Source organism: Caballeronia sp. 11_S32 (assembly GCF_056930355.1).
Genome location: NZ_JBXOWH010000001.1, coordinates 888,904 through 912,225, shown reverse-complemented (window position 1 = coordinate 912,225; position 23,322 = coordinate 888,904). Strand labels below are relative to the sequence as shown.

Below are 23,322 nucleotides of genomic sequence, written 5' to 3'. Positions count from 1 at the left end.
CGGCTTCCTATACTCGGCAAAAAACAATTTCCGAATCCTGGAGACATGCCCCTCATGAATGCACCCGATCGCGCCGCGCTATCCGCCGCAGACGTTTCGCTCGACGACAAGTACACACTGGAGAAAGGCCGCGTCTATATCAGCGGCACGCAGGCGCTCGTGCGTCTGCCGATGCTGCAAAAGGCGCGCGACCGCAAGGCGGGGCTGAACACTGCGGGCTTCATATCGGGCTATCGCGGCTCGCCGCTCGGCGCGCTCGATCAGTCGCTGTGGAAGGCGAAGCAGCATCTGAAAGACAACGACATCGTGTTCCAGCCGGGCGTGAACGAAGATCTCGCTGCGACGTCGATCTGGGGCACGCAGCAAGTGAATCTATGGCCGGGCGCGACGCGCGATGGCGTGTTCGGCATGTGGTACGGCAAGGGGCCGGGCGTGGACCGCACCGGCGATGTGTTCAAGCACGCGAATTCAGCGGGCACCGACAAGCACGGCGGCGTGCTGGTGCTCGCGGGCGACGATCACGCGGCAAAATCGTCGTCGGTGGCGCATCAGTCGGATCATGCGTTCATCGCGGCGGGCATTCCGGTGCTGTATCCGTCGAACGTGCAGGAATATCTCGACTACGGCCTGCATGGCTGGGCGATGAGCCGCTACTCCGGCCTGTGGGTCGCGATGAAATGCGTGACCGACGTGGTCGAATCCACCGCGTCGATCGATCTCGATCCGGACCGCGTGGAGATCGTCACGCCCACCGATTACGCGATGCCCGAAAGCGGCCTCAACATTCGCTGGCCGGATTCGCCGCTCGCGCAGGAAGCGCGTCTGCTCGACGAGAAGTGGTACGCCGCGTTGGCCTACGTGCGCGCGAACAAGCTGAACCGCGTGGTGATCGATTCGGACAAGCCGCGCTTCGGCATCATCACGGCGGGCAAGGCGTATCTGGATGTGCGTCAGGCACTCGTCGATCTCGGTCTCGACGATGAAACCTGCGCGCAGATCGGCTTGCGCGTGCTGAAAGTGGGCTGCGTGTGGCCGCTCGACGCGCAAGACGCCCGCGCCTTCGCAACGGGTCTCGAAGAGATTCTCGTCGTCGAAGAAAAGCGGCAGATTCTCGAATACGCGCTGAAGGAAGAACTCTACAACTGGCGCGAGGACGTGCGCCCGCGCATCTACGGCAAGTTCGACGAACGCGACAACGAAGGCGGCGAATGGTCCGTGCCGCGCGGAAACTGGCTTCTGCCCGCGCATTACGAGCTATCGCCCGCGCTGATCGCGAAAGCCATCGCGCGGCGTCTCGCGCGTGCGGATCTTCCTGAAGACGTCCGCGCACGCATGCTTGCGCGCGTCGAAACGATCGAAGCGAAGGAGCGCGAGGCCGCGAAGCCGCGTGTGGATGTGGAACGCAAGCCGTGGTTTTGCTCGGGTTGTCCGCACAACACCTCGACGCGCGTGCCGGAAGGATCGCGCGCGCTCGCGGGCATCGGCTGCCATTACATGTCGATGTGGATGGATCGCAAGACCGAGACCTTCAGCCAGATGGGCGGCGAAGGCGTCGCCTGGATCGGCCAGATGCACTTCTCGGGCGACAAGCACATGTTTGTCAATCTCGGCGACGGCACGTACTTCCATTCGGGCCTGCTCGCGGTGCGCGCGGCCATCGCGGCCAACGCGAACATCACGTACAAGATTCTTTATAACGATGCGGTCGCGATGACCGGCGGCCAGCCCGTCGACGGCGTGCTGACGGTGCCGCAGATCGCGCATCAGGTGTTTGCGGAAGGGGCGAAGCGCATCGTCATCGTGACCGATGAGCCGCAGAAATACGACGCGAATATCGTATTGCCTCAGGGCGTGAAGGTGCATCATCGCGATGAGCTCGACCGCATTCAACGCGAGCTGCGCGATACGCAAGGCACGACCATCCTCATCTACGATCAGACCTGCGCGACCGAAAAGCGCCGCCGCCGCAAGCGCGGCACGTATCCCGATCCGGCGCGCCGCGCGTTCATCAACGATGCTGTGTGCGAAGGCTGCGGCGATTGCTCGGTGCAATCGAATTGTTTGTCAGTCGAGCCGATGGACACGCCGCTCGGCACGAAGCGCAAGATCAATCAGTCGTCTTGCAACAAGGACTTCTCGTGCGTGAAGGGTTTTTGCCCGAGCTTCGTCACTGCCGAAGGCGCGCAGGTTCGCAAGCCGAAAGCGGCAGGCGGCGCGAAGCCCGATTTCGATAACCTGCCTTTGCCTTCTTTGCCCGTGCTGTCGAAACCTTACGGCATTCTGGTCACGGGTGTCGGCGGTACGGGCGTCGTGACGATTGGCGGCTTGATCGGCATGGCCGCGCACATCGAACGCAAAGGCGTGACCGTGCTCGACATGGCCGGTCTCGCGCAAAAGGGCGGCGCGGTGTTGAGCCACGTGCAGATCGCACCCGAGCCGCAAGCCTTGCATGCGACCCGCATCGCAACAGGCGAAGCGCGGCTCGTGATCGGCTGCGATGCGATCGTGTCGGCATCGAACGATGTGCTGTCTCGCACGCGCAATGGCATCACGCAGGCGGCGATCAATAGCGGCGCGACGCCGACCGCCGAGTTCGTCACCAATGCGCAATGGACCTTCCCCGCGAAGCAGACGGAGCAGGCGCTGACGGATAGCATCGGCGCGGGCTGCGCATTCATCGACGCCAATGCGCTCGCATTGAAGCTGCTCGGCGATACGATCTATTCGAATCCGCTCCTGCTCGGCTTCGCATGGCAGAAGGGCTGGCTGCCGCTCGAACTGGCGAGCCTGAGGCGCGCGATCGAACTGAACGGCGTGGCGGTGGAGAAGAACCTGCTCGCGTTCGACTGGGGACGGTACGTTGCGCAGCATGGCGTCGGCGATCTGATCAAGCCCGCGCAGCATGCGATCGTGATGAAGATGCCCGAGTCGCTGGAAAACGTGATCGCAACGCGCGAAGCGCTGTTGACCGCGTATCAAAGCGAAGCGTATGCGCGTTCGTACCGCAGCGTGATCGAGCGCATGCGCGAGAAGGAAAAGCCGTTGAATGCGAAACTGCCGCTGACGCGCGCGGTCGCCGTGAATCTCGCGAAGCTCATGGCGTATAAGGACGAGTACGAAGTCGCGCGCCTTTATGCCGATCCCGCGTATCTCGACAAGCTGCGTGGGCAATTCGAAGGCGAGCCGGGCCGTGATTACAAGCTGATGTTCCATCTCGCGCCGCCGCTCTTCGCCAAGCGCGACGAGCACGGTCATCTCGTGAAGCAGCGCTTCGGCGCATGGATGCTGCCCGCGTTCCGCATGCTCGCGAAGATGAAGGGCTTGCGCGGCACGTCGCTCGATGTGTTCGGCAAGACGGAAGAGCGCCGCACCGAACGCCAGATGATCGCGGATTACCGCGCGCTCGTCGATGAATTCTGCGCCACGCTCGACGCGGACCGCCTCGACACCGCGTTGCAACTCGCCAAGCTGCCCGACGAAATTCGCGGCTTCGGCCACGTGAAGGAGCGCAACATGGCGGCGGCGGCGAAGAAGCGCGAGCGTCTGATCGAGCGTTATCGCGCGCCGGTGGAAGTGGCGGCGACGGCCTGAGCGCCGTACACATCGCGGGCGGCGGCGCGTAACGCATCGACCATGACTTCGGTCGCGGGCGTGAAGAGCCGGTCCGCCCGCGTGACGATGCCGAAGTCGTCCATCTGGCAATCCATCGGCAGCGGCAGCATCGCGACGATGCCATGCCGCGCGTAATACAGCGCGACATCTTCCGCGACCACCGCGATCATGTCGCTCTGTTCCAGCAATTGCGTGACGAAGAGAATCGCCGCCGTCTCGACGACGTTGGACGGCGGCGCGAGGCTCGCGCGCTGAAACATCAGCTCGAAGCGATGCCGCAGCACGCTGCCCGCAGGCGGCACGAGCCACGCGGCATCGCGCACATCGCTCAATGTGAGCGCTTTCTCCTTCAGCAACGGATGCCCCGCGCGCACGACCGCGCGCACCGGCTCGCCCGCAAGCTGTTCGTAACGCAACCGCACCTTGTCATGCTCGGCTGAAAGACGGCCGATCACGATATCGAGCTTCTCTTGTGCGAGCTTTTCGAGCAGCACATTGCTCGTATCGATCTCGACGGAAATACGGATATCCGCATGCGCGCGTTTCACCGCCGCGACCGCAGCGGGCAATAGCCGCACGCCGGGGGACGTGATCGCGCCCATCGCCACATGCCCGAGCCGCCCCGACGCGAGCGCGACGAGTTCTTCCTGCGCCTGATCGAGACTGCCGAGCACCGCGCGCGCATGACGGATGATCGCGTCGCCATACAGCGTGGGCCTCACGCCGCGCGGCTCGCGCTCGAACAGCGTGACGCCGAGCGTCTCTTCCAGTTCGCGCAATAGCTTCGATGCGGCGGGCTGCGTCATGTTCAGCACCGCCGCCGCGCGATGAACATTGCCTTCTTCCGCAAGCGCCACGACGAGCAGAAGCTGCCGTGTCTTCAGGCGATTGCGCACATACCAAGGGCTTGGATTCAGCATTTAAGGGTTTATACGAATGCTGGTTTGTATATCGATAACGTCCAACTTTTCATTGGTCGATTATCGCGCGGGCTTTTAGACTTCGCCAAATCGAATTTGACGGGGATGAGAACGATGTCCGCATCGAAGCCCAGGCTGCGCTCTTCGCAGTGGTTCGGCACTAACGACAAGAACGGCTTCATGTATCGAAGCTGGATGAAGAACCAAGGCATTCCGGATCACGAGTTCGACGGCAGGCCGATCATCGGCATCTGCAATACGTGGTCGGAGCTCACACCCTGCAACGCGCACTTTCGCAAGATAGCGGAGCACGTGAAACGCGGCGTGTATGAGGCGGGCGGCTTTCCCGTCGAGTTTCCGGTGTTCTCGAACGGCGAATCGAACCTGCGTCCGACCGCGATGCTCACGCGCAATCTCGCGGCGATGGATGTCGAAGAAGCGATACGCGGCAATCCCATCGATGCCGTCGTGCTGCTCACCGGATGCGACAAGACCACGCCCGCGCTCCTGATGGGCGCGGCGAGCTGCGATGTGCCCGCGATCGTCGTCACGGGCGGCCCAATGCTGAACGGCAAGCTCGACGGCAAGAACATCGGCTCGGGCACGGCGGTTTGGCAACTGCATGAATCGCTCAAGGCCGGCGAGATCGATCTGCATCAGTTTCTTTCGGCCGAAGCCGGCATGTCGCGCTCGGCGGGCACGTGCAACACGATGGGCACCGCATCGACGATGGCCTGCATGGCCGAAGCGCTCGGCACGTCGTTGCCGCATAACGCCGCGATTCCCGCCGTCGATGCGCGCCGTTACGTGCTTGCCCATATGTCGGGCATTCGCATCGTGGAGATGGCGCTCGAAGGTCTGACGCTCTCGAAGATTCTCACGCGCGAGGCCTTCGAAAACGCGATCCGAACGAATGCCGCCATCGGCGGTTCGACCAATGCGGTCATCCATCTGAAAGCGATCGCGGGGCGCATCGGCGTGCCGCTGGAGCTGGAGGACTGGACGCGCATCGGCCGCGATACGCCGACCATCGTCGATCTGATGCCCTCGGGCCGCTTCCTGATGGAAGAGTTCTATTACGCGGGCGGGCTCCCTGCGGTGTTGCGGCGTCTCGGTGAAGCGAATCTGATTCCGCATCCCGATGCACTGACGGTGAACGGGAAGTCGCTGTGGGAGAACGTGAAGACCGCGCCCATCACCGACGACGAAGTAATTCGCAAGCTAAGCAATCCGCTCATCGACGATGGCGGCATTCGCATCCTGCGCGGCAATCTCGCGCCGCGCGGCGCGGTGCTCAAGCCATCGGCGGCGAGTCCCGAGCTGTTGAAGCATCGCGGCCGCGCGGTCGTGTTCGAGAACCTCGAGCATTACAAGGAGCGCATCGTCGATGAATCACTCGATGTCGACAAGGACTCCGTGCTCGTGCTGAAGAACTGCGGGCCGAAAGGTTATCCGGGCATGGCCGAAGTCGGCAACATGGGCTTGCCGCCAAAGCTGCTGCGTCAGGGCGTGAAGGACATGGTGCGTATCTCGGACGCGCGCATGAGCGGCACCGCATACGGCACGGTGGTGCTCCACGTCGCGCCGGAAGCGGCGGCGGGCGGGCCGCTTGCCGCGGTGCGCGACGGCGACTGGATCGAGCTCGATTGCGACGCGGGCACCTTGCATCTCGACATCGGCGACGAAGAGCTCGCGCGCCGCATGAGCGATCGAGAGCCGCCGCGCAAGCATGGCGAAGGCGGTTATCAGCGGCTTTATGTCGATCACGTATTGCAGGCCGATGAAGGTTGCGATCTGGACTTTCTCGTCGGCAAGCGCGGCGCGGCGGTGCCGAGACATTCGCACTGAGCATGAGCCTTCGATTCAATTCACTCCGGACGACAGCATGACCAGTCTCGCCAATCCACGCTATCGCGGTATCTTCCCGGTCGTGCCGACGACCTTCACCGAATCGGGCGAACTCGATCTCGACAGCCAGAAGCGCGCGGTCGATTTCATGATCGATGCAGGTTCCGATGGCCTCGCGATCCTCGCCAACTTCTCCGAGCAGTTCTCGCTCGCCGACGACGAACGCGACACGCTCACGCGCACGATCCTCGAACATGTGGCAGGCCGCGTGCCGGTGATCGTCACGACATCGCATTACGGCACGCGCGTATGCATCGAGCGCAGCCGGCGTGCGCAGGAACTCGGCGCCGCGATGATCATGGCGATGCCGCCGTATCACGGCGCGACGTTCCGCGTGCCGGAGGCATCGATTCACGAGTTCTATGCGCGCCTTTCGGATGCGTTGACGATCCCCATCATGATTCAGGACGCGCCGGCCGCGGGCACGCCGCTGTCGGCGGCGTTTCTCGCGCGCATGGCTCGCGAGATCGAACAGGTGTCGTACTTCAAGATCGAAACGCCGGGCGCGGCGAACAAGCTGCGCGAGTTGATCAGGCTCGGAGGCGATGCAATAGAAGGGCCATGGGACGGTGAAGAAGCAATTACGCTGCTCGCCGATCTCAACGCGGGCGCGACCGGCTCGATGACGGGCGGCGGCTTTCCTGATGGCATTCGGCCGATCATCGAGGCGCATCGCAACGGGCGCATGGATGATGCATTCGATCTGTATCAGCGCTGGCTTCCGCTCATCAATCACGAGAACCGGCAGGCGGGACTGCTCGCGGCAAAGGCACTGATGAAAGAGGGCGGTGTTATCGCATGCGAGTTGCCGCGTCATCCGCTGCCTGCGATGGGGCGGGAGACGCGGGAGGAGTTGATTGCGATTGCACGGCGTCTCGATGCGATGGTGTTGCGTTGGGGGTGATGGGGGGAGCTCATGGCGAAGCATGGAAAAGCGAGCGCGCGGAGATCCTTTCCTAATGATCCGTCGGATTGACTCTCTATGACAATTCTAGTTCGGAAAGCGAAGTATTCTGTTCGTCACTTCAACTCGGGAATTTTGCAATATACCTGTCCAATGATACTTAACGGCACCCGGTATATGCTTGATGTGGTTGTTCGAGAACGTGATTACACAGTGCTTCACTTCGCTTATAAGAGCATCGAATGACGCTTCCGACCGTTTATACCTCGGCACATGTCGATTCCCGACAGACGGTGCAATGGGACAGCGAGAGCTTTACCGTTCGTTGCGCGGTCGAATACGTTGCGTCTGCGCCTTCCACTGAAACGGGACGGAACCTCAGTGAAGAACTCGAGCGGCGTTTCGACATCGTTCCTCGCACGTACGTTATTACCGCAGGAACGTTATCGATGCTGCTTGACTCGGAGAGGCGACTCAAGGAGTTCGATCTCTATACCAATCCCGAGAAATGGGTCGAATGTGCATTTCCATTTATCGATGCCGTTCCAGGAACGCCGCACATCGAAGCGATATTCGATGAAAACGGACACGCCGCGACGATGATGGATCCGGATGTGTTCTACGAGCCTCGACGCGGCACGTTTTATCTCTCGTGGGGCAATACATCAACCTGGTGTGCGGTTGCTCCGCGCCTGGCACTAGGCGTAGGGTCAGAAAATCGCTTGACACAAATTCGCCTGGACGGCTTGTTTGTGGAAACAACGAAGCATGAACCTAAAGGAGACTGGGCCAAGCTGTTTCGGCGTGACGGCGCAGGAACCTGACGCTCTCGCTCGAACAAGAAGGTCCTTGGGCCAAAAGGAGGCATCGCATGAAACCCGTCTATAAGCTCGGCGTCGTCGGCATCGGCAAGATCGCGCGAGATCAGCATCTGCCCGCCATCGCCGCGCAGCCAGGATTCGAACTCGTCGCATGCGCAAGCCGCAACGCGAGCGTCGAAGGCGTGCGCAACTATCAGGATATCGATGCGCTGCTCGCCGCCGAGCCTTCGCTCGATGCGATCTCGCTGTGCGCGCCGCCGCAAGTGCGTTATGCGCAGGCGCTCGCCGCGCTCGAAGCAGGCAAGCACGTCATGCTCGAAAAGCCTCCCGGCGCGAGCGTGAGCGAAGTGGATGCCTTGCACGATATCGCGCGCTCGCGCGGCTGCACGCTCTTCGCTTCATGGCATTCGCGCGCGGCCAGCGCCGTCGAGCCTGCGCGCGCATGGCTCGCATCGAAGGATGCAGGCGCGATCCGCTCGGTCGAAGTGCGCTGGAAAGAGGACGTGCGCCGCTGGCATCCGGGACAGCAATGGATCTGGGAGCCGGGCGGTCTTGGTGTGTTCGATCCGGGCATCAACGCGTTGTCGATCGTCACGCGCATCCTGCCGCACGAAATCGCGTTGCGCGCGGCGACGCTCACCACGCCGAGCGATACGTCCACGCCCATCGCAGCGGAACTCGATTGCATCGCGACGAACGGCGCGCCGGTGCGTGCCGTGTTCGACTGGCGTCATGGCCCCGTCGAGGAATGGGCTATCGATGTCGATACGGATGCGGGCCGCCTCTCGATTCGCGAAGGCGGCAAGCGTTTGGCCATCGTGGGAAAGGACATCGCGCTCGGCCCCGAACGCGAATATCCCGCGCTGTATGAGCACTTTCACGAACTCATCGAAACGAAGCAGAGCGACGTCGATGTCCGGCCGCTGCGTCTCGTCGCCGATGCGTTCCTCACGGGGCGTCTCGTCGAAACCGAGGCGTTCGGCCGTTAGCAATGCAACTATCGCCACCACAAAATCCAGCATAGAAGGAGACATACGACATGACCAGCACTTTCCGCCGCCTGACCCTGCGCGCCATGATGGCCGCGATGTTCGCCGCGCCGTTCGCGATGCACGGCGCCGCGCAAGCCGACGAGCCGCTCAAGATAGGCTTTCTCGTGAAGATGCCCGAGCAGGCATGGTTCATCAACGAGCAGAAGGCCGCTTCCGCGCTCGGCAAGAAGGAGAACTTCACGTCGGTGAACATCGGCACGCCGGACGGCGAGAAAGTGCTGGCCGCAATCGATAACCTCGGCGCGCAAGGTGCGCAGGGCTTCGTGATCTGCGCGCCCGACGTGCGTCTCGGACCGGCGATTCAGGCGCGCGCGAAGCGTTACAACATGAAGTTCGTGTCCGTGGACGATCAGCTCGTCGATTCGTCGGGCAAGCCGCTTTCGAATGTGCCGCATCTCGGCATGTCGGCATTCAAGATCGGCAATCAGGTCGGCGATGCGATCGCGGGCGAAATGAAACGCCGCGGCTGGAAGCCGGAAGAAGTGGGCGCATTGCGCATCACCGACTATGAATTGCCGACCGCGAAACTGCGCACCGATGGCGCGACGCAATCGCTCATCGCGGGCGGCTTCAAGAAGGAGAACATCTTCGATGCGCCGCAGAAGACCACGGACGACGAAGGCGGTTTCAACGCGGCATCGCCGGTGCTTGCACAGCATCCGAACATCAAGAAGTGGGTGATCTTCGCGCTGAACGAAGAAAGCGTGCTGGGCGGCGTGCGCGCCACCGAACAACTGCATATTCCCTCGGCGGATGTGATCGGCGTCGGCATCAACGGTGCGGGAGAAGCGTTCGCGGAGTTCCAGAAGAAGGAGCAGACGGGCTTTTTCGGCACGATCGCTGTCAGTTCGACGAATCACGGCAAGGACAGCGCGCAGAACCTCGTCGAATGGATTCGCAACGGCAAGCAGCCGGCCGCCGACACGCAAACCACCGGCAAGCTGATGACGCGCGAAAACTGGAAGTCGGTGCGAACCGAACTCGGCATCTAAGGCGTCATGGATACGACGACGCTTGATGAAACGCGCGCGCCGGCGACATCCGCCGGCTATCTCGAACTCGACGGCATCACGGTGAGCTTTCCCGGCGTGCGCGCGCTCGACGGCGTATCGCTGTCGGTGCGCGCGGGCGAAGTGCACGGCTTGATGGGCGAGAACGGCGCCGGCAAATCGACGCTGCTCAAAGTGCTATCCGGCGTGAACAAGCCCCTCTCGGGCACGCTCATGCTGAACGGCATCGAGCAGCGCTTCACGTCGACGCGCGAGGCGATCGCAGCGGGCATCGCGATCATCTATCAGGAGTTGCATCTCGTGCCCGAGCTGACGGTCGCGGAGAACCTGATGCTCGGGCAGTTGCCGAATCGCGGCGGCGTGCTCGATGAACGCGCGCTCGTGCAACGCGCGATGAAGGAGCTGGAGCGGCTCGGAGAACGCATCGATCCGCGCACGCCGGTAAAGAACCTCTCCATCGGCCAGCGTCAGATGATCGAGATCGGCAAGGCGCTGATGCGCGATGCGCGCGTGATCGCGTTCGATGAACCGACGTCTTCGCTATCGGCACGTGAGACAGCGCAGCTCTTTCGCATCATCGATGCGCTGCGTGCCGATGGCCGCGCGATCATCTACGTCACGCATCGCATGGACGAAGTGTATGAGCTATGCGATCGCGTGACGGTGTTTCGCGATGGCAAGCGCATCGAGACGTTCGAGTCCGTCGCGGATCTCGATCGCGATCGCCTGATCGGCTGCATGGTGGGCCGCTCGATCACGGATGTCTACGGCTATCGTCCGCGTGAAGCGGGTGATGTGATGATCGAAGCGAAGGGACTGCTCGGGCCGGGACTGTCGGAGCCGGTTTCGTTCAAGGCGCGGCGCGGCGAGATTCTCGGCTTCTTCGGGCTTGTCGGCGCGGGCCGCTCCGAGCTGATGAAGCTCATCTACGGCGCGACGAAGCCGAGCGCGGGACATGTCGAACTCAAGGGCAAGCGCGTGGCCTTTGCGAGTCCGCGCGACGCGGTGCGCGCCGGCATCGCGCTGTGCCCGGAAGATCGCAAGCAGGAAGGCATCGTCGCGATCGCATCGGTGGCGGATAACCTCAACATCAGCGCGCGGCGTCATTTCAGTCCCGCCCGCTTTCTGCTCGATGCACGGCGTGAACGCGCGCTCGCGCAGGAATACATTGCGAAGCTCGCGATCAAGACGAGGAGCGGCGAGACGGCTATCGGCACGTTATCGGGCGGCAATCAGCAGAAGGTGATTCTGTCGCGCTGGCTCGCCGAGCGCATCGACGTCTTTCTGATGGACGAGCCCACGCGCGGCATCGATGTGGGCGCGCGTGCCGAAATCTACAACCTGCTGTACGAGCTCGCCGAAGCAGGGCGCACGGTGATCATGGTGTCGAGCGATCTGGCTGAAGTCATCGGCGTGGCGGATCGCATCATCGTGATGAAGGAAGGGCGCATTGCCGGTGCATTGCCCAAGACCGACGCGACCCCCGACGAACTGATCAAGCTCGCGCTGCCGCGTTGACGGCCGCGCACAGAAGGATGAACACGATATGAGTCAACTCATGCAAACTCCAGGCACTTCTTCCGCGAGCGATAGCGCCGCCCCGATCACGCCTTCGCAGGCGCGCATGTGGGATCTCATCAACAAGTCGGGCATCGTGGTGGTGTTCCTCGTGCTGTTCGCGGTGCTGTCCGTGACGGTGCCGGGCTTTCTCACGCCGCGAAACATTCAAGGCTTGCTGCTCTCGGTGACCTTGATCGGCTCCATCGCCGTGACAATGATGTTCGTGCTCGCGCTGGGCGAGGTGGATCTGTCCGTGGCGTCGATCGTCGCGTTCGCGGGCGTGATGGCATCGACGGTCATCACGGCGACACACAGCGTGACGCTCGGCATCGCGGCGGGCGTGCTCGCGGGCGGCGCGGTGGGGTTGGTCAATGGCGTGCTGATCGCGCGCTTCAAGATCAACTCGCTGATCGCGACGCTCGCGATGATGGAAGCGGTGCGCGGCCTTGCGTTCCTCACATCGAACGGCGATGCCGTGATGATCTCCGAGGAAAGCTTCTTCGACCTCGGCGGCGGCTCGTTCCTCGGCATCTCGTTTCCGATCTGGAGCAACATCATCGGCTTCGTCGTGTTCGGCTTTCTGCTGAAGAAGACCGTGTTCGGCAAGAACGTGCTGGCCGTGGGCGGCAATAGCGAAGCGGCCACGCTCGCGGGCCTGCCCGTCACGCGCATCAAGATCACCGTGTTCGTGCTGCAGGGGCTCGTCACGGGGTTCGCGGGCGTGATGCTCGCATCGCGCATGAGTCTCGGCGATCCGAAGACGTCGGTCGGTCTCGAGCTCGGCGTGATTTCGGCGTGCGTGCTCGGCGGCGTATCGTTGACGGGTGGCGTCGCGACGATTTCCGGCGTGCTCGTTGGCGTGCTCATCATGGGCGCCGTGCAGGACGCGATGAGCCTGCTCAACGTGCCGACGTTCTATCAATATCTGATTCGCGGCGGCATCCTGCTGCTCGCGGTGCTGTTCGATCAGTTCCGGCGCAGCAAGCGCGCGGTGTGACGGGCGCTTTCACGAAGCGCGGTATGCCGCGCTGCGCGATGCGTTGACCGCGCATACATCGCCCTCGGGCGCGGCTCGCACGTCAGCGTGCCGCGCGACGAGCGGAATGCGTCGCGCTCTGCCCGGCGCGAGATGAAACCAGTCGGTGCGCGCGTAGTAGTTGGGATCGTCCACATGCACCCAGCGCGCGAGCTGCGCCGTCTCCACGATGAGACTCCAGCCTTGATCATCCCGTTCGACAGACACGTTCAAGCCGATATCGCGGCGCTCGCCTGGCGACGGATCGGGGAAGTGGAACGCTTCCGAGAGCACGTCGCCGGTATCGGCATCGCGCAGCACGACATGCGTCGCATCATGCGCGCGCGGACCGAAGCGGTACGCATAGGCGATATCGAAGAACGCGCCGATCAGCGCATTCGACGACACACGTTGCACGCTGCGCGGCCGCAACACGACATCGCGTGAACCGCCCGCGACCTTGACCGAGCCTTCACGCAGACACGCCAGCTCGACGCGCGCGCGAATCTCTTGCGCGGTGTCGTTGACGAGATGCACGTCGAGGCCATCGAGTCCTTCATCGAGTATCAATGCCTGCACCGGTTGCAGCACGCGCGCGAGTCCATGCAGCGCGCTCTTCGGCGCACCGAGTACATCGATGACACCCCAGCCCGCGCCCAGCCGCACATCGAGCAGATTCCATACGATGCCGCCCGCGCATGTCGATCCTTCGCGGCGCCATTCGGAGAACACCGCGCCGATCACATCTACGACGACGGCGCGCGATAGCTCCAGATAGCGCTCGGGGTTTTCATAGCGCAGGCGCGGCACATCCACGCGATAGAGCGATTGCATGTAGTGCTCGCGCACATCGTCGAAGTCCCACGCGGAGCCGGGATCGCGCGGCACGCCCGCTTTCCAGCGCGGTTCATGCGCACGCGCATTCGGCAACGCGCGCAATGCGACATTGTCGGGCACGTTGGCGAACGCGAGGCATTCCGATGCGAAACGCACCTGCGCGCGGCGCACATCGTCGAACGAACGCTGATACGCGGGCACGCCGTAGTAATGCGTGATGCCGCCGCGCGTGCCGAAGGGCATCGATTCGGTATCGCCGGGCGCGGCGCTCGGCGAGTTCACCACGTACGCGACATCGGGACGTTGCGCCGCGACTGCGCCCGGCAATAGCTCGGTGAAGAGGCTTTGCTGATAAGCGTCGAAGGGCAGGCCGAGCATCGCCGCCTGTTGATGCACTTCGCTTCCGCCGCACATCACCGCAAGCGATGCGAAGCGGCGCGTGCGTGCGAGGAATTGTCCGGCTTCGCGTTGCACGCTGCCGCGGAAGGCTTCGTCGTCGGGATAGTCGAAGTTGGCGAATGCGAAGTCTTGCCACACGAGCACGCCGTGCTTATCGGCGAGTTCGTAGAATGTGTCGGATTCATAGAGCGTGATGCCGCTCACGCGAACGATGTTGAGGCCCGCTTCGCGGATCAGCGCGAAGATGGCGTCGAGCTTCTCGCGAGGCGCATCGAGTGCGACGATATCCGCCGAAGTCCAGCATGCGCCGCGCGCGAACACCGGCACGCCGTTCACGACGATCTGAAAGCCCTTGCCGTCAGCGCCGCGATCGACTGCGACCGTGCGAAAGCCTACTTCGCCGAGGTCGATATCGCCGAGCTTCGCCGCATGAAGCGATGGCTCGCCATGCGTGTGCGGATACCACAGGCGCACGTCCGGCACGCGCACGCGGCCCTGCAATGTATGTGTGTCCTGCCATTGCATCGCGCTCTGTGCGCCACCGCATTCGAGCGTGAGCGCCGTTGGCTCTTGCGCATGATAGAAGCGCACGGTGACATCGAGCATGCCGTCGCTGCCATCGACGCTCGTGCGCATGTCGATATTGTCGATGCACGCACGCGACTCGCCGATCAGCTCCACCGCGCGCCACGGTCCCGCTGGCTGTATCGTCGGGCACCAGCCGGACATATGCCCGAGCAGGGTCGTGCGCACGTTGCGCAACGTCGCCGGTTGTGCGAGCTTCGGACGCCAGCGCGCACGTCCGCGTTTCGCGGCGAGCGCGGGCGCAATGGAACGAAAGCACAGATGAAGCGTATGTTCGCCATCGAGATCGACGTCGAGATCATGCGCGATGAACATGGAGTCCGTATCGAGCAGCTTGCGATCGTCGAGCCATATCTCTGCGATGGTCGCGAGCCCATTGAAGCGCAAGCGCCGCTTCCCCTTCCCGGATAGCCTCACGCGATACCAGTGATCCGCTTGCGCGAACGGCTGCGCGAGCGCTTCATCGCCGACACCCGACGCGCGCAAGGCCGATGCGATCGTGCCCGGCACGGGCGCGTCGATCCACTGCGTGAAGGTATCGAGCGATGAGGGCGTCGCGCATGCGCCCGCGGGTGTGCTCACGCACTGCCAGCCTTCGGCGAGACGCCGCGGCGCGTGCGCGGTCAGGACGTGCATGAGACTTCCTTGTCGATGAATTCGGAAGAGAGACGCCAAAGCCGCGCATCGAATGCGCGGCTTCGGCGTTCAGAGAAAGCGCGCGGCGAGCGGCTCGATGACCTTGTCGTACGAAGCCTGCATCGATTCGAGGCAATCGTCGCACGGATCGGTGCGCGAACGCATGCGGGCGCGAGCGAGACGGAACTGCATGACCATCGCTTCGCTCGCGATAGCCTGCGCGCTCGTTTGAATCTCGCTCGGCACCTCCACACCATGACAGTTCAGCCAGCCGAGATACTTCGACAGCAACTCGAAGTTCGAGCCGAGCTGACGCATCACGTTGAACGTGTAGAGGTGATAGTACGCGGGGTCGCGTTCGAGCAACGCGCTCAAGTGCTCGGGAAACGCCGCGCGCCATTGCGCGACCGGGTTGGTCGCCGGACGATCCACGAGCCGCAGCGCGAGCAGCTCGACCGAGCGTTGCACGAGCGCATCGCCTTCGAGCGGAGCACGCGCGCGCTTCACGAACTCCACGTACGGGAAGAGCGCCAGCACATCGCCCGCGAGGTTCGGCATGAGACGGAAGATGCCGTCGTAGTCCTCGCCCGACAACGCGAAGTAGCCCGCGTTATGGAAGTACGTGATGCGCTTCGCGTCGGTGTCGATCCTGTCGATGGCGATGGTCGTCTTCGTATGCGTCTGCCTGTACGCGGTTGCGCGCGTATCGGGCAGATAGTACGAATCCACTTCGACCACCACCATCTGCCCGCGCCGCGTCTGCTCGCGCACGTGCGCTTCCACCGTGTCGTAGATCGCGAGCTCTTGCGCCTGCAGGCCGTAGAGCCGCGCGATATCGTCGAGCGAGAACTTCGGGAACGTGAACTGATCGCCCTCGAACGCCTGCGTCACGGTGAAGCTGAGCGCCGCACGCGGATCGCAGCCGTAGTGATGCAGCAGCTCGATCCACAGATCGACGTAGCAGTTCGTCTCCAGCCACACGCGCTCTTCGCGATGCAGCGCGTGCTGGCGCGATGCGTTGTCGAGAGGCGCGGGCGTTTCCGTCATGGCTTCCGCCGGCGATCGCGCGTTCATGCGTTGTTTCCCAGGTTCGCGAGGCCTGCTTCGATGAGCGGCGCCTTGTCGCCCCAGAGCAACTGGCGAACTTGCTCGGGCCACGCCTTGACATCGAGACCATGATGACGGAAGAGGGCAAGCGTCGTGCGCTCCATGCCGAAGCCGACACACGCCGTATGCGCCACCTGATCGTCCGCCTGATTGATATGCCAGAGCTCGCCGAAGTGATCCTGGTGATAGTTGAACGAGAGGCACGCGGTCGGGCGATCGGGCGTCGCGACGGGCACGAGCAGTTCGAACTTCAACTGCTGCGCGCGCTGGCTGTCCGCGACGATCATGCCGCCGCGCCCGAAGAACGGATCGTTGGCCAGATCGATCTCGAAGGGCAACTGGAGCAGATTCACGAGCAGCGAGCCGCGCTCGATCCACTTCTGACGGAACGCCATCACCTGCTCGGGGCTGCCGACGCGAATGTACTCGCGCATGCGGAACATCTGCATGCGGCCCGGATCGATGGACGGCTCGTGACGGAAGCAGTACGAGAACGCGTCGAAGATCGCGCCTTCTTCCGCGAGCTTGCCGCGCTTCGCGACCAGCGGATAGATCGGATAGCATGCGGCCGGCGTCAGCACGAGGCGCGTGGGCTTTTGCTGATCCATCCAGTCGTCGGAACGCTCTTCTTCCTCGCCGATATGCACGATCTTGTCGAGCGCTTCGAGCAGGCGATGATGCCCGCGATCGTTGCCCTGGAACGAATGGATCGTGCCCGCGAGATTCGGGAAGCTCTTCAGGTACTCGCTGTCCTCGAAATCGCGGCGGCGCATCGCGGGCGGAAAGCGCAGCACTTCCGCGTGCTGGTCGGCGCCGAGCATCGTGATCGCCTGATTCAGACGCTCGACGACATCCTCGAATACTTCGCTGCGGCCATAGAGACCGTCTTCGCCCGTGTCGAGCAGAATGCCCGCCTCGATGAGGCGATCGCGCAACGTCACGTCCGATTTGTCGTACGGTGCCCGAGTCTCTTGTGATTGTGCTTGTTCGTCGGCCTGCATGATGGCGGCCTGTTCTGTCGGCATGTTCATAGCGTCAAAGGGTCCCCGTTGCGGCGCGCTGCGCAAGCAGCAGATTCGCCGTGTTCAATTCGATGCGGTCATTGCTGATCATGAGAGGCGCCGAATGCAGATCGCGCAGATGGCGTCCCACGCTGAACGGCGTGTCGTTCTTGTAGCCCGCCATGCCGCAGATCATCAGCGTCTCTTGCACGACATGCACGGCCGACTGCGAGATCGCCAGCTTGAGCATGTTGAGGTCAGCGTTGATGCCGATCGACGCCGCGAGCGGCGCGTCGTCGTCATTGCTCTGGCTCGCCTTGCGTGCCGCGCTCGCCGCCTCGACATTGGCGAGCGATTCGCGCAGGCGCGCCTGCATCATCTTGATGAGCGTGAGCACTTGCGAGAGCCGTGCGGCCGAAGGCGGCAACGCGGGCTTGCCTCGCGCCTGATTGCGGAAGAACTGATGCGCGCGATTCGCGGCGTCGCTTGCGATGCCGCACCATACCGCTGACCACAAGGTATGCGATACGGGCAGCATGCTTTCGTCGGCGATCTTCGAGAACGGCGTGGGCAGGATCTGTTCGGCCACGCCGCTCGCCACGAGCCGATGCCCTTCACTGCACGTGCCGCGCATGCCGAGCGTGTCCCACGTGCCGCGCTGCTCCAGCGTGAACGTGTCGCGCGGCGCGACGATGAGGACCTGATCCGAAGGCGGCGCATCCGGATGACGGCGCGCCGTCACGAGAATCGCATCCGAATACTTGCCGTATGAAATGGTCGGCGCGAGCTTTTCGATGCGGAACGCGTTGTCGACGAGATCGACCGCGCAGGCGCTCGTGCGCATGTTGCCGCCAATGTTCTCTTCCGAAGTAGCCGATGCGAGCAGCAGTTGCTCGTTCACCATGCGTGTGAGAAAGTCGCGCTGCCACGGCACGTTCACGCCATGATCGACGATGCACACGACCTGGCTCTGATGCATCGCATAGATCATCGCGGAAGACGCGCAACCGTGCGCCATCGCCTCGCACAGGCGCGCGACGCTGGTGAGCGAAAGGCCGTCGCCGCCGTGAATCTTCGGGATCATCGCGGAGAAGAGCCGCTCCTCGCGCATCGCGGCGACCGCTTCAGCGGGAAAGCGCGCTTCCCTGTCGACCGCATCGGCGTGCTTCGCGGCGATGGCGGCGACACGCTTCGCGGCTTCGATCAACTCGCTTTCGCTGCGCGCGCTCACGCTTTGCGCGAGCTCGGCGATTTCCAGCTCCTGTGCGGGCGCGTTCATGCTGCCGCCTGCGTGCGACGCAGTTCGTCGACAGCCGACGCGAGCGAATCGACGCTCGAGAACAGGCGGCGCGTGAGCATGTGATCGGGAATCTCGATGCCGAACTCGTCTTCGATCGCAAGCATCACGTGAACCGTGGCGAGCGAGGAAAGACCCGCGGCGTAGAGATCATCGCCGTCGGCAAGCGTGTCGATGGGCACGTCGAGACGAGCGGACTCAGCGAGGATGCGGCGCAATTCAGTTTTCATTGTCTGTGTTTTCCCTTGTACCCGGCCAGCGGTGCGATTGATCCGGAGCACGACGAAGAGTTTTTGTCGAATGTCGCATTGCTCCGGGGCGAATTGACAGCGGTGTTCTTCTATTCGTGAAGACCATTTCACGAAAGTCCTCGCACTCGCTGACGTTCTTTTTTGTTTGATCGTATTTAACGGATTACGAGGGCTACACGTCCGTGCGATGGCGCACGGTGTGCTCCGATGAGCGATGCGGCTTTTTGTGCGCTATCGAGCACGCATCGATTCGCTGCAATCGTTCAAACTCACGCCTGCCGTGGCATGTCCGGCCATGCAGGTAACTTATGCCTGTGCCTGCGATACACCTTGCAAAAACTATGCTTAAATGAAAGCGTTTTGAAACCTTGTCGAATGGAGTGTGGTAATTGGTATTGATCGCTTTGCTGGTGATATTTTTCGCGTTCTTCGTCGTCTGGAAGAAGCGCCGCATCGCAATCGTTCTCGTCGCGGGCACGGTGTTCTGGCTGCTCGGAAGTTTGCTCGCGGGACCGCTCGTGCAGCTCGCGAGCCGGGGCTACGACTCGATGAACGAGCCGCGCTTCGAAACGCGCACGGCGATCATCGTGCTTGGCGGTGGAACCGGTTACGACCGTGACCGGCGTCTCGTGCCCAAGGGCGATTCCATGACGCGCATCGATCTCGCGGCATCGCTTTATAAGCGCTGCGTTCAGACGGAGAAGGCGTGCTTCGTTATCATGAGCGGAGGCAATCCTCAGCATCATGAACAAAGCGAAGCGGATTTGTATGGAGGTTTGCTCGTGGATGCCGGCGTCAGGCGCTCGGATCTGATCATCGAGAATACGAGTCTCGACACATACGAAAACGCACGCAATACGGAGAAGCTACTACGGTCGCGGCAATACGACACTTCGGTGCTCGTAACATCGTCGCTGCATATGCGCCGCGCGCTGCTCGCGTTCGATGCTTTCGATCTGCATCCGCAGCCGGCGGTCGCGACCGTACGCCAGGCGAGAACGTGGTGGGTGCCGCGTCTGAGAGGCTGGTTCGATTCGAGCAATGCCTTGCATGAACTGGTCGGGATCATGCGCTTTCATGTGTGGCGATGGATCGGCTTGTATTGAGACTGAGCCGTCGGGGCGGGACATATACTTCGTGTATTCCACACGAGAGACCATCCGATGAATCAGCTGATCCGGGCCATCGCGTTCGCCGCGGACAAGCATCGCAATCAACGCCGCAAGGACGCGGAGGCGTCGCCTTACATCAATCATCCGATCGCGCTGGCGAACGTGCTCGCCAACGAAGGCGGCATCGACGACGAGCGCGTGCTGCTCGCGGCAGTGCTGCACGACACGATCGAGGATACCGACACATCGCGCGATGAACTCGTGCAATGGTTCGGAGAGGACGTCGCGCGCATCGTCGATGAAGTGACGGACGACAAGTCCTTGCCGAAGGCGGAGCGAAAGCGCCTGCAGATCGAGCATGCGGCGCATATCAGTCGGTCCGCGCAACTCGTGAAGCTCGCGGACAAGATCTGCAATCTGCGCGACATTCTCGCGATGCCGCCTTCGGACTGGAGCGAGCAAAGAAAGCGTGAGTACTTCGACTGGGCGAAGCGCGTCATCGATGAACTGCGAGGCGCGCATGCGGGCCTCGAAGCCGTGTTCGACGACGCGTATCGGCAAGGCGCGCCGTCAGAGCGCGCGGCCTGAATCCAGCGCTTCCTTCAGGTAACGCGCCGTGCGGCTCGCGGCATGATCCGCGATGCATTGCGGCGTGCCCGCCACGACGATCCGCCCGCCATCCTCGCCCGCGCCGGGGCCGATATCGATCACCCAGTCGGAGAGCGATGCCACGCGCATGTCGTGCTCCACGACGACCACCGTATTGCCCGCATCGACGAGCCCTTGCAGTTGCGCCATCAGCCGGTCCACATCGGCGGGATGAAGGCCGGTCGTTGGTTCGTCGAGGATATAGAGCGTGTCGCCGCGATGCGCGCGTTGCAGCTCCGTCGCGAGCTTGATGCGCTGCGCTTCGCCGCCCGAGAGCTCCGTCGCGGGCTGTCCGAGCCGCAAATAGCCGAGGCCGATGTCGCGCAGCACGGTGAGCGCGCGCATGACGTTCGGCTCGTCGGCGAAGAACTCGCATGCCGTGTCGACGCTCATGCCGAGCACGTCCGCGATGTTCTTGCCGTGCCATTCGATCTCGAGCGTCTGCGGGTTGTAACGCGAGCCGTGACACGTCGCGCAAGACGTATAGACGCTCGGCAGAAACAGCAATTCGACGCTCACGAAACCTTCGCCCTCGCAAGTCGGGCAACGCCCTTGCGCGACGTTGAACGAAAAGCGCCCCGCGCCGTAGCGGTGTCTGCGTGCGGCGGGCGTGTCGGCGAACAGCTTGCGCACGTGATCGAAGAGGCCGGTGTAGGTTGCGAGGTTCGAACGCGGCGTGCGGCCGATCGGTTTCTGATCGACACGCACGAGCCGCCGGATCGTCTCCATGCCTTCGACGATGCGTCCGCCCGCCGATGCATCGGCCTGGGCAAAGAGGGGGTCCTGCTCGTCTTCTTCCGGGTCATCCAGCGCGCGCCCGAGCCGTTGCGCGACGAGTTCGGGCAACGCCTGACTGACGAGGCTCGACTTGCCCGAGCCCGAGATACCGGTGACCGTGGTGAAGGCGCCGAGCGGAAATGCCGCGTCGATGCCATGCAGGTTGTTGCGCGTGATGCCTTCGATCCGCAGCCAGCCGCGCGGCGCGCGCGCGGCACGGTCGATAGTACGCATCGGCGCGAACAGATGCTTGCGCGTTTGCGATTCTTCCACCGATGCAAGTCCTTCCGGCGGCCCGCTGTAGAGCACATGGCCGCCCCGTTCGCCGGCAGCCGGACCGACATCGACGAGCCAGTCCGCGCGCCGCATCGTGTTCAGGTCGTGCTCGATGACGAAGAGCGAGTTGCCCGCGGCCTTCAGGCGCTGCAACGCGGCGAAGAGCGCTTCGCTATCGGCGGGATGCAGGCCTGCCGATGGCTCGTCGAGCACGTACACGACGCCGAAGAGCTGCGACGCGAGCTGCGTCGCGAGCCGCAGCCGCTGCAGTTCGCCGGAGGATAGCGTGGGCGTCGCGCGATCGAGCGAAAGATAGCCGAGACCGAGATCGATCAGCGTGGCGAGCCGCTCCAGCAAATCGGCGGCGATGCGCTCGGCGGCCGCGCGTTTCTCATCGGAGAGATTGGCCGTGCGGCGCACGTCCGGCGCGGCCTTGTGCGCCGAGCCGCCTGCCGCGACGCGCTTCGCTGTCGCCGCGATGCGATGCTTCTTCGCGAGCGCCGCGCCCGGAGCGTCGTCTTGGGCCGGCCATTCGCCGCGTGCGATTGGCGCGAGCAGATCGGCGAGGCGGTTCATCGGCAGCCGCGCGAACTCGGCGATATCGAGTCCTTCGAACGTCACGGACAGCGCTTCTTTCTTGAGCCGCTTGCCGTGACAAGCGGAGCAATCGCTGCCGATCATGAAGCGCGACACGCGCTTTTTCATGAGCGCGCTTTGAGTGTGCGCGAAGGTATGCAGCACGTAGCGGCGCGCGCCGGTGAACGTGCCTTGGTAACTCGGCTCGGCGCCGCGCTTCAAGGCGGCTTGCGTTTCCTTAGGCGTGAGGCCCGCATAGACGGGCACCGTCGGCTGTTCCTCGGTGAAGAGGATCCAGTCGCGGTCCTTCTTCGGCAAGTCGCGCCAGGGCGTATCGACGTCGTAGCCGAGCGTCACGAGGATGTCGCGCAGATTCTGTCCGTGCCACGCGGGCGGCCAGGCTGCGACGGCGCGCTCGCGGATCGTGAGCGAGTCGTCCGGCACCATCGACTTTTCCGTGACTCCGTAGACGCGCCCGAGGCCGTGACACACGGGGCACGCGCCCTGAACCGTGTTCGGCGAGAAATCCTCCGCATAGAGCATCGGCTGCTTTGGCGGATAGCTGCCGGTGCGCGAATACAGCATGCGCACGAGGCTCGACAACGTCGTCACGCTGCCGACCGACGAACGCGCATTCGGCGCGCCGCGCTGCTGTTGGAGCGCGACAGCGGGCGGCAAACCTTCGATCGAATCGACCTGCGGCACGCCGACCTGTTCAATGAGCCGCCGCGCATACGGCGCGACCGACTCGAAGTAGCGCCGCTGCGCCTCGGCGTAGAGCGTGCCGAACGCCAGCGACGACTTGCCCGAACCCGACACGCCGGTGAATACGACGAGCGCGTCGCGCGGCACGTCGACATCGACGTTCTTCAGGTTGTGCTCGCGCGCGCCGCGAACGCGCACGAAACCTGCTCGCGATGCGGGTGCGGCATCGTCGCGTGCGACGGACTGTGATCGGGCTTTGCGGACATCCATGGGCAGGGTGAGTAGCGGTTCGAAAGGGCCGCGTGCGGCGACG

At 63.2% G+C, this 23,322-nt stretch carries 17 protein-coding genes; 10 read left to right on the top strand and 7 right to left on the bottom strand.

All coding sequences use genetic code 11. From position 1 onward, the window contains the following. Positions 1 to 54: 54 nt before the first annotated feature. Positions 55 to 3,591 carry an indolepyruvate ferredoxin oxidoreductase family protein gene (locus AC1Z32_RS04210; protein ID WP_483477440.1) on the top strand — a complete coding sequence of 1,179 codons (3,537 nt, stop codon included), beginning with the start codon at positions 55 to 57 and terminating at the stop codon, positions 3,589 to 3,591. Here the strand turns inward: AC1Z32_RS04210 and AC1Z32_RS04205 are convergent. Further along, positions 3,555 to 4,532 carry a LysR substrate-binding domain-containing protein gene (locus tag AC1Z32_RS04205; RefSeq protein WP_483477439.1) on the bottom strand — a complete coding sequence of 326 codons (978 nt, stop codon included), beginning with the start codon at positions 4,530 to 4,532 and terminating at the stop codon, positions 3,555 to 3,557. The genes AC1Z32_RS04210 and AC1Z32_RS04205 overlap by 37 nt on opposite strands. Before the next feature lie 114 nt (positions 4,533 to 4,646). Between AC1Z32_RS04205 and AC1Z32_RS04200 the strand changes: the two genes are divergently transcribed. From AC1Z32_RS04200 to araH, 7 genes are all read left to right on the top strand, one after another. After that, entirely contained in the window at positions 4,647 to 6,380 is a 1,734-nt protein-coding gene (locus AC1Z32_RS04200; RefSeq protein ID WP_483477438.1) for an IlvD/Edd family dehydratase, read from the top strand. 37 nt (positions 6,381 to 6,417) lie between these two features. Next, positions 6,418 to 7,344, top strand: a complete 927-nt coding sequence (locus tag AC1Z32_RS04195; RefSeq protein WP_483477437.1) for a dihydrodipicolinate synthase family protein — start codon at positions 6,418 to 6,420, stop codon at positions 7,342 to 7,344. Between the two features lie 242 nt (positions 7,345 to 7,586). Further along, positions 7,587 to 8,168, top strand: coding sequence for a hypothetical protein (locus AC1Z32_RS04190; RefSeq protein WP_483477436.1), 582 nt, complete (start codon positions 7,587 to 7,589; stop codon positions 8,166 to 8,168). Between the two features lie 47 nt (positions 8,169 to 8,215). Then, complete coding sequence (locus AC1Z32_RS04185; RefSeq protein ID WP_483477435.1) at positions 8,216 to 9,154, top strand: Gfo/Idh/MocA family protein; 939 nt, start codon at positions 8,216 to 8,218, stop codon at positions 9,152 to 9,154. Positions 9,155 to 9,204: 50 nt separating this feature from the next. Beyond that, complete coding sequence (locus tag AC1Z32_RS04180; RefSeq protein WP_062601845.1) at positions 9,205 to 10,209, top strand: arabinose ABC transporter substrate-binding protein; 1,005 nt, start codon at positions 9,205 to 9,207, stop codon at positions 10,207 to 10,209. Between the two features lie 6 nt (positions 10,210 to 10,215). Beyond that, the gene (araG, locus tag AC1Z32_RS04175; RefSeq protein ID WP_483477434.1) at positions 10,216 to 11,745 is read left to right on the top strand and encodes an L-arabinose ABC transporter ATP-binding protein AraG; all 1,530 of its coding nucleotides are present in this window, start codon (positions 10,216 to 10,218) and stop codon (positions 11,743 to 11,745) included. Positions 11,746 to 11,773: 28 nt separating this feature from the next. Beyond that, positions 11,774 to 12,784, top strand: coding sequence for an L-arabinose ABC transporter permease AraH (gene araH / locus AC1Z32_RS04170; RefSeq protein WP_483477433.1), 1,011 nt, complete (start codon positions 11,774 to 11,776; stop codon positions 12,782 to 12,784). Positions 12,785 to 12,793: 9 nt separating this feature from the next. Here araH and AC1Z32_RS04165 read toward each other — a convergent pair whose 3' ends face one another. The 5 genes from AC1Z32_RS04165 to AC1Z32_RS04145 form a co-directional block, all read right to left on the bottom strand. Then, a complete protein-coding gene (locus tag AC1Z32_RS04165) occupies positions 12,794 to 15,259 on the bottom strand; it encodes a glycosyl hydrolase 2 galactose-binding domain-containing protein (RefSeq protein ID WP_483477432.1) in 2,466 nt (821 codons plus the stop codon). 69 nt (positions 15,260 to 15,328) lie between these two features. Beyond that, positions 15,329 to 16,333: a DUF1839 family protein gene (locus AC1Z32_RS04160; RefSeq protein WP_483477431.1), complete on the bottom strand. Its 1,005-nt coding sequence runs from the start codon at positions 16,331 to 16,333 to the stop codon at positions 15,329 to 15,331. Further along, positions 16,330 to 17,397 (bottom strand): amino acid--[acyl-carrier-protein] ligase, encoded by a 1,068-nt coding sequence (locus AC1Z32_RS04155; RefSeq protein WP_483477430.1) that lies wholly within the window; start codon positions 17,395 to 17,397, stop codon positions 16,330 to 16,332. Before AC1Z32_RS04155 ends, AC1Z32_RS04160 begins: the two co-directional genes overlap by 4 nt. A 4-nt stretch (positions 17,398 to 17,401) precedes the next feature. Beyond that, positions 17,402 to 18,646, bottom strand: a complete 1,245-nt coding sequence (locus tag AC1Z32_RS04150) for an acyl-CoA dehydrogenase family protein (protein WP_483477429.1) — start codon at positions 18,644 to 18,646, stop codon at positions 17,402 to 17,404. Then, complete coding sequence (locus AC1Z32_RS04145; protein WP_061159162.1) at positions 18,643 to 18,894, bottom strand: acyl carrier protein; 252 nt, start codon at positions 18,892 to 18,894, stop codon at positions 18,643 to 18,645. The genes AC1Z32_RS04150 and AC1Z32_RS04145 overlap by 4 nt, the downstream gene beginning before the upstream one ends. Before the next feature lie 410 nt (positions 18,895 to 19,304). Between AC1Z32_RS04145 and AC1Z32_RS04140 the strand changes: the two genes are divergently transcribed. Beyond that, positions 19,305 to 20,021, top strand: a complete 717-nt coding sequence (locus AC1Z32_RS04140; protein ID WP_483477428.1) for a YdcF family protein — start codon at positions 19,305 to 19,307, stop codon at positions 20,019 to 20,021. 57 nt (positions 20,022 to 20,078) lie between these two features. Next, a complete protein-coding gene (locus AC1Z32_RS04135; protein ID WP_483477427.1) occupies positions 20,079 to 20,615 on the top strand; it encodes an HD domain-containing protein in 537 nt (178 codons plus the stop codon). Here the strand turns inward: AC1Z32_RS04135 and AC1Z32_RS04130 are convergent. Next, entirely contained in the window at positions 20,598 to 23,279 is a 2,682-nt protein-coding gene (locus AC1Z32_RS04130; RefSeq protein WP_483478198.1) for an excinuclease ABC subunit UvrA, read from the bottom strand. The genes AC1Z32_RS04135 and AC1Z32_RS04130 overlap by 18 nt on opposite strands. Positions 23,280 to 23,322: the final 43 nt, after the last annotated feature.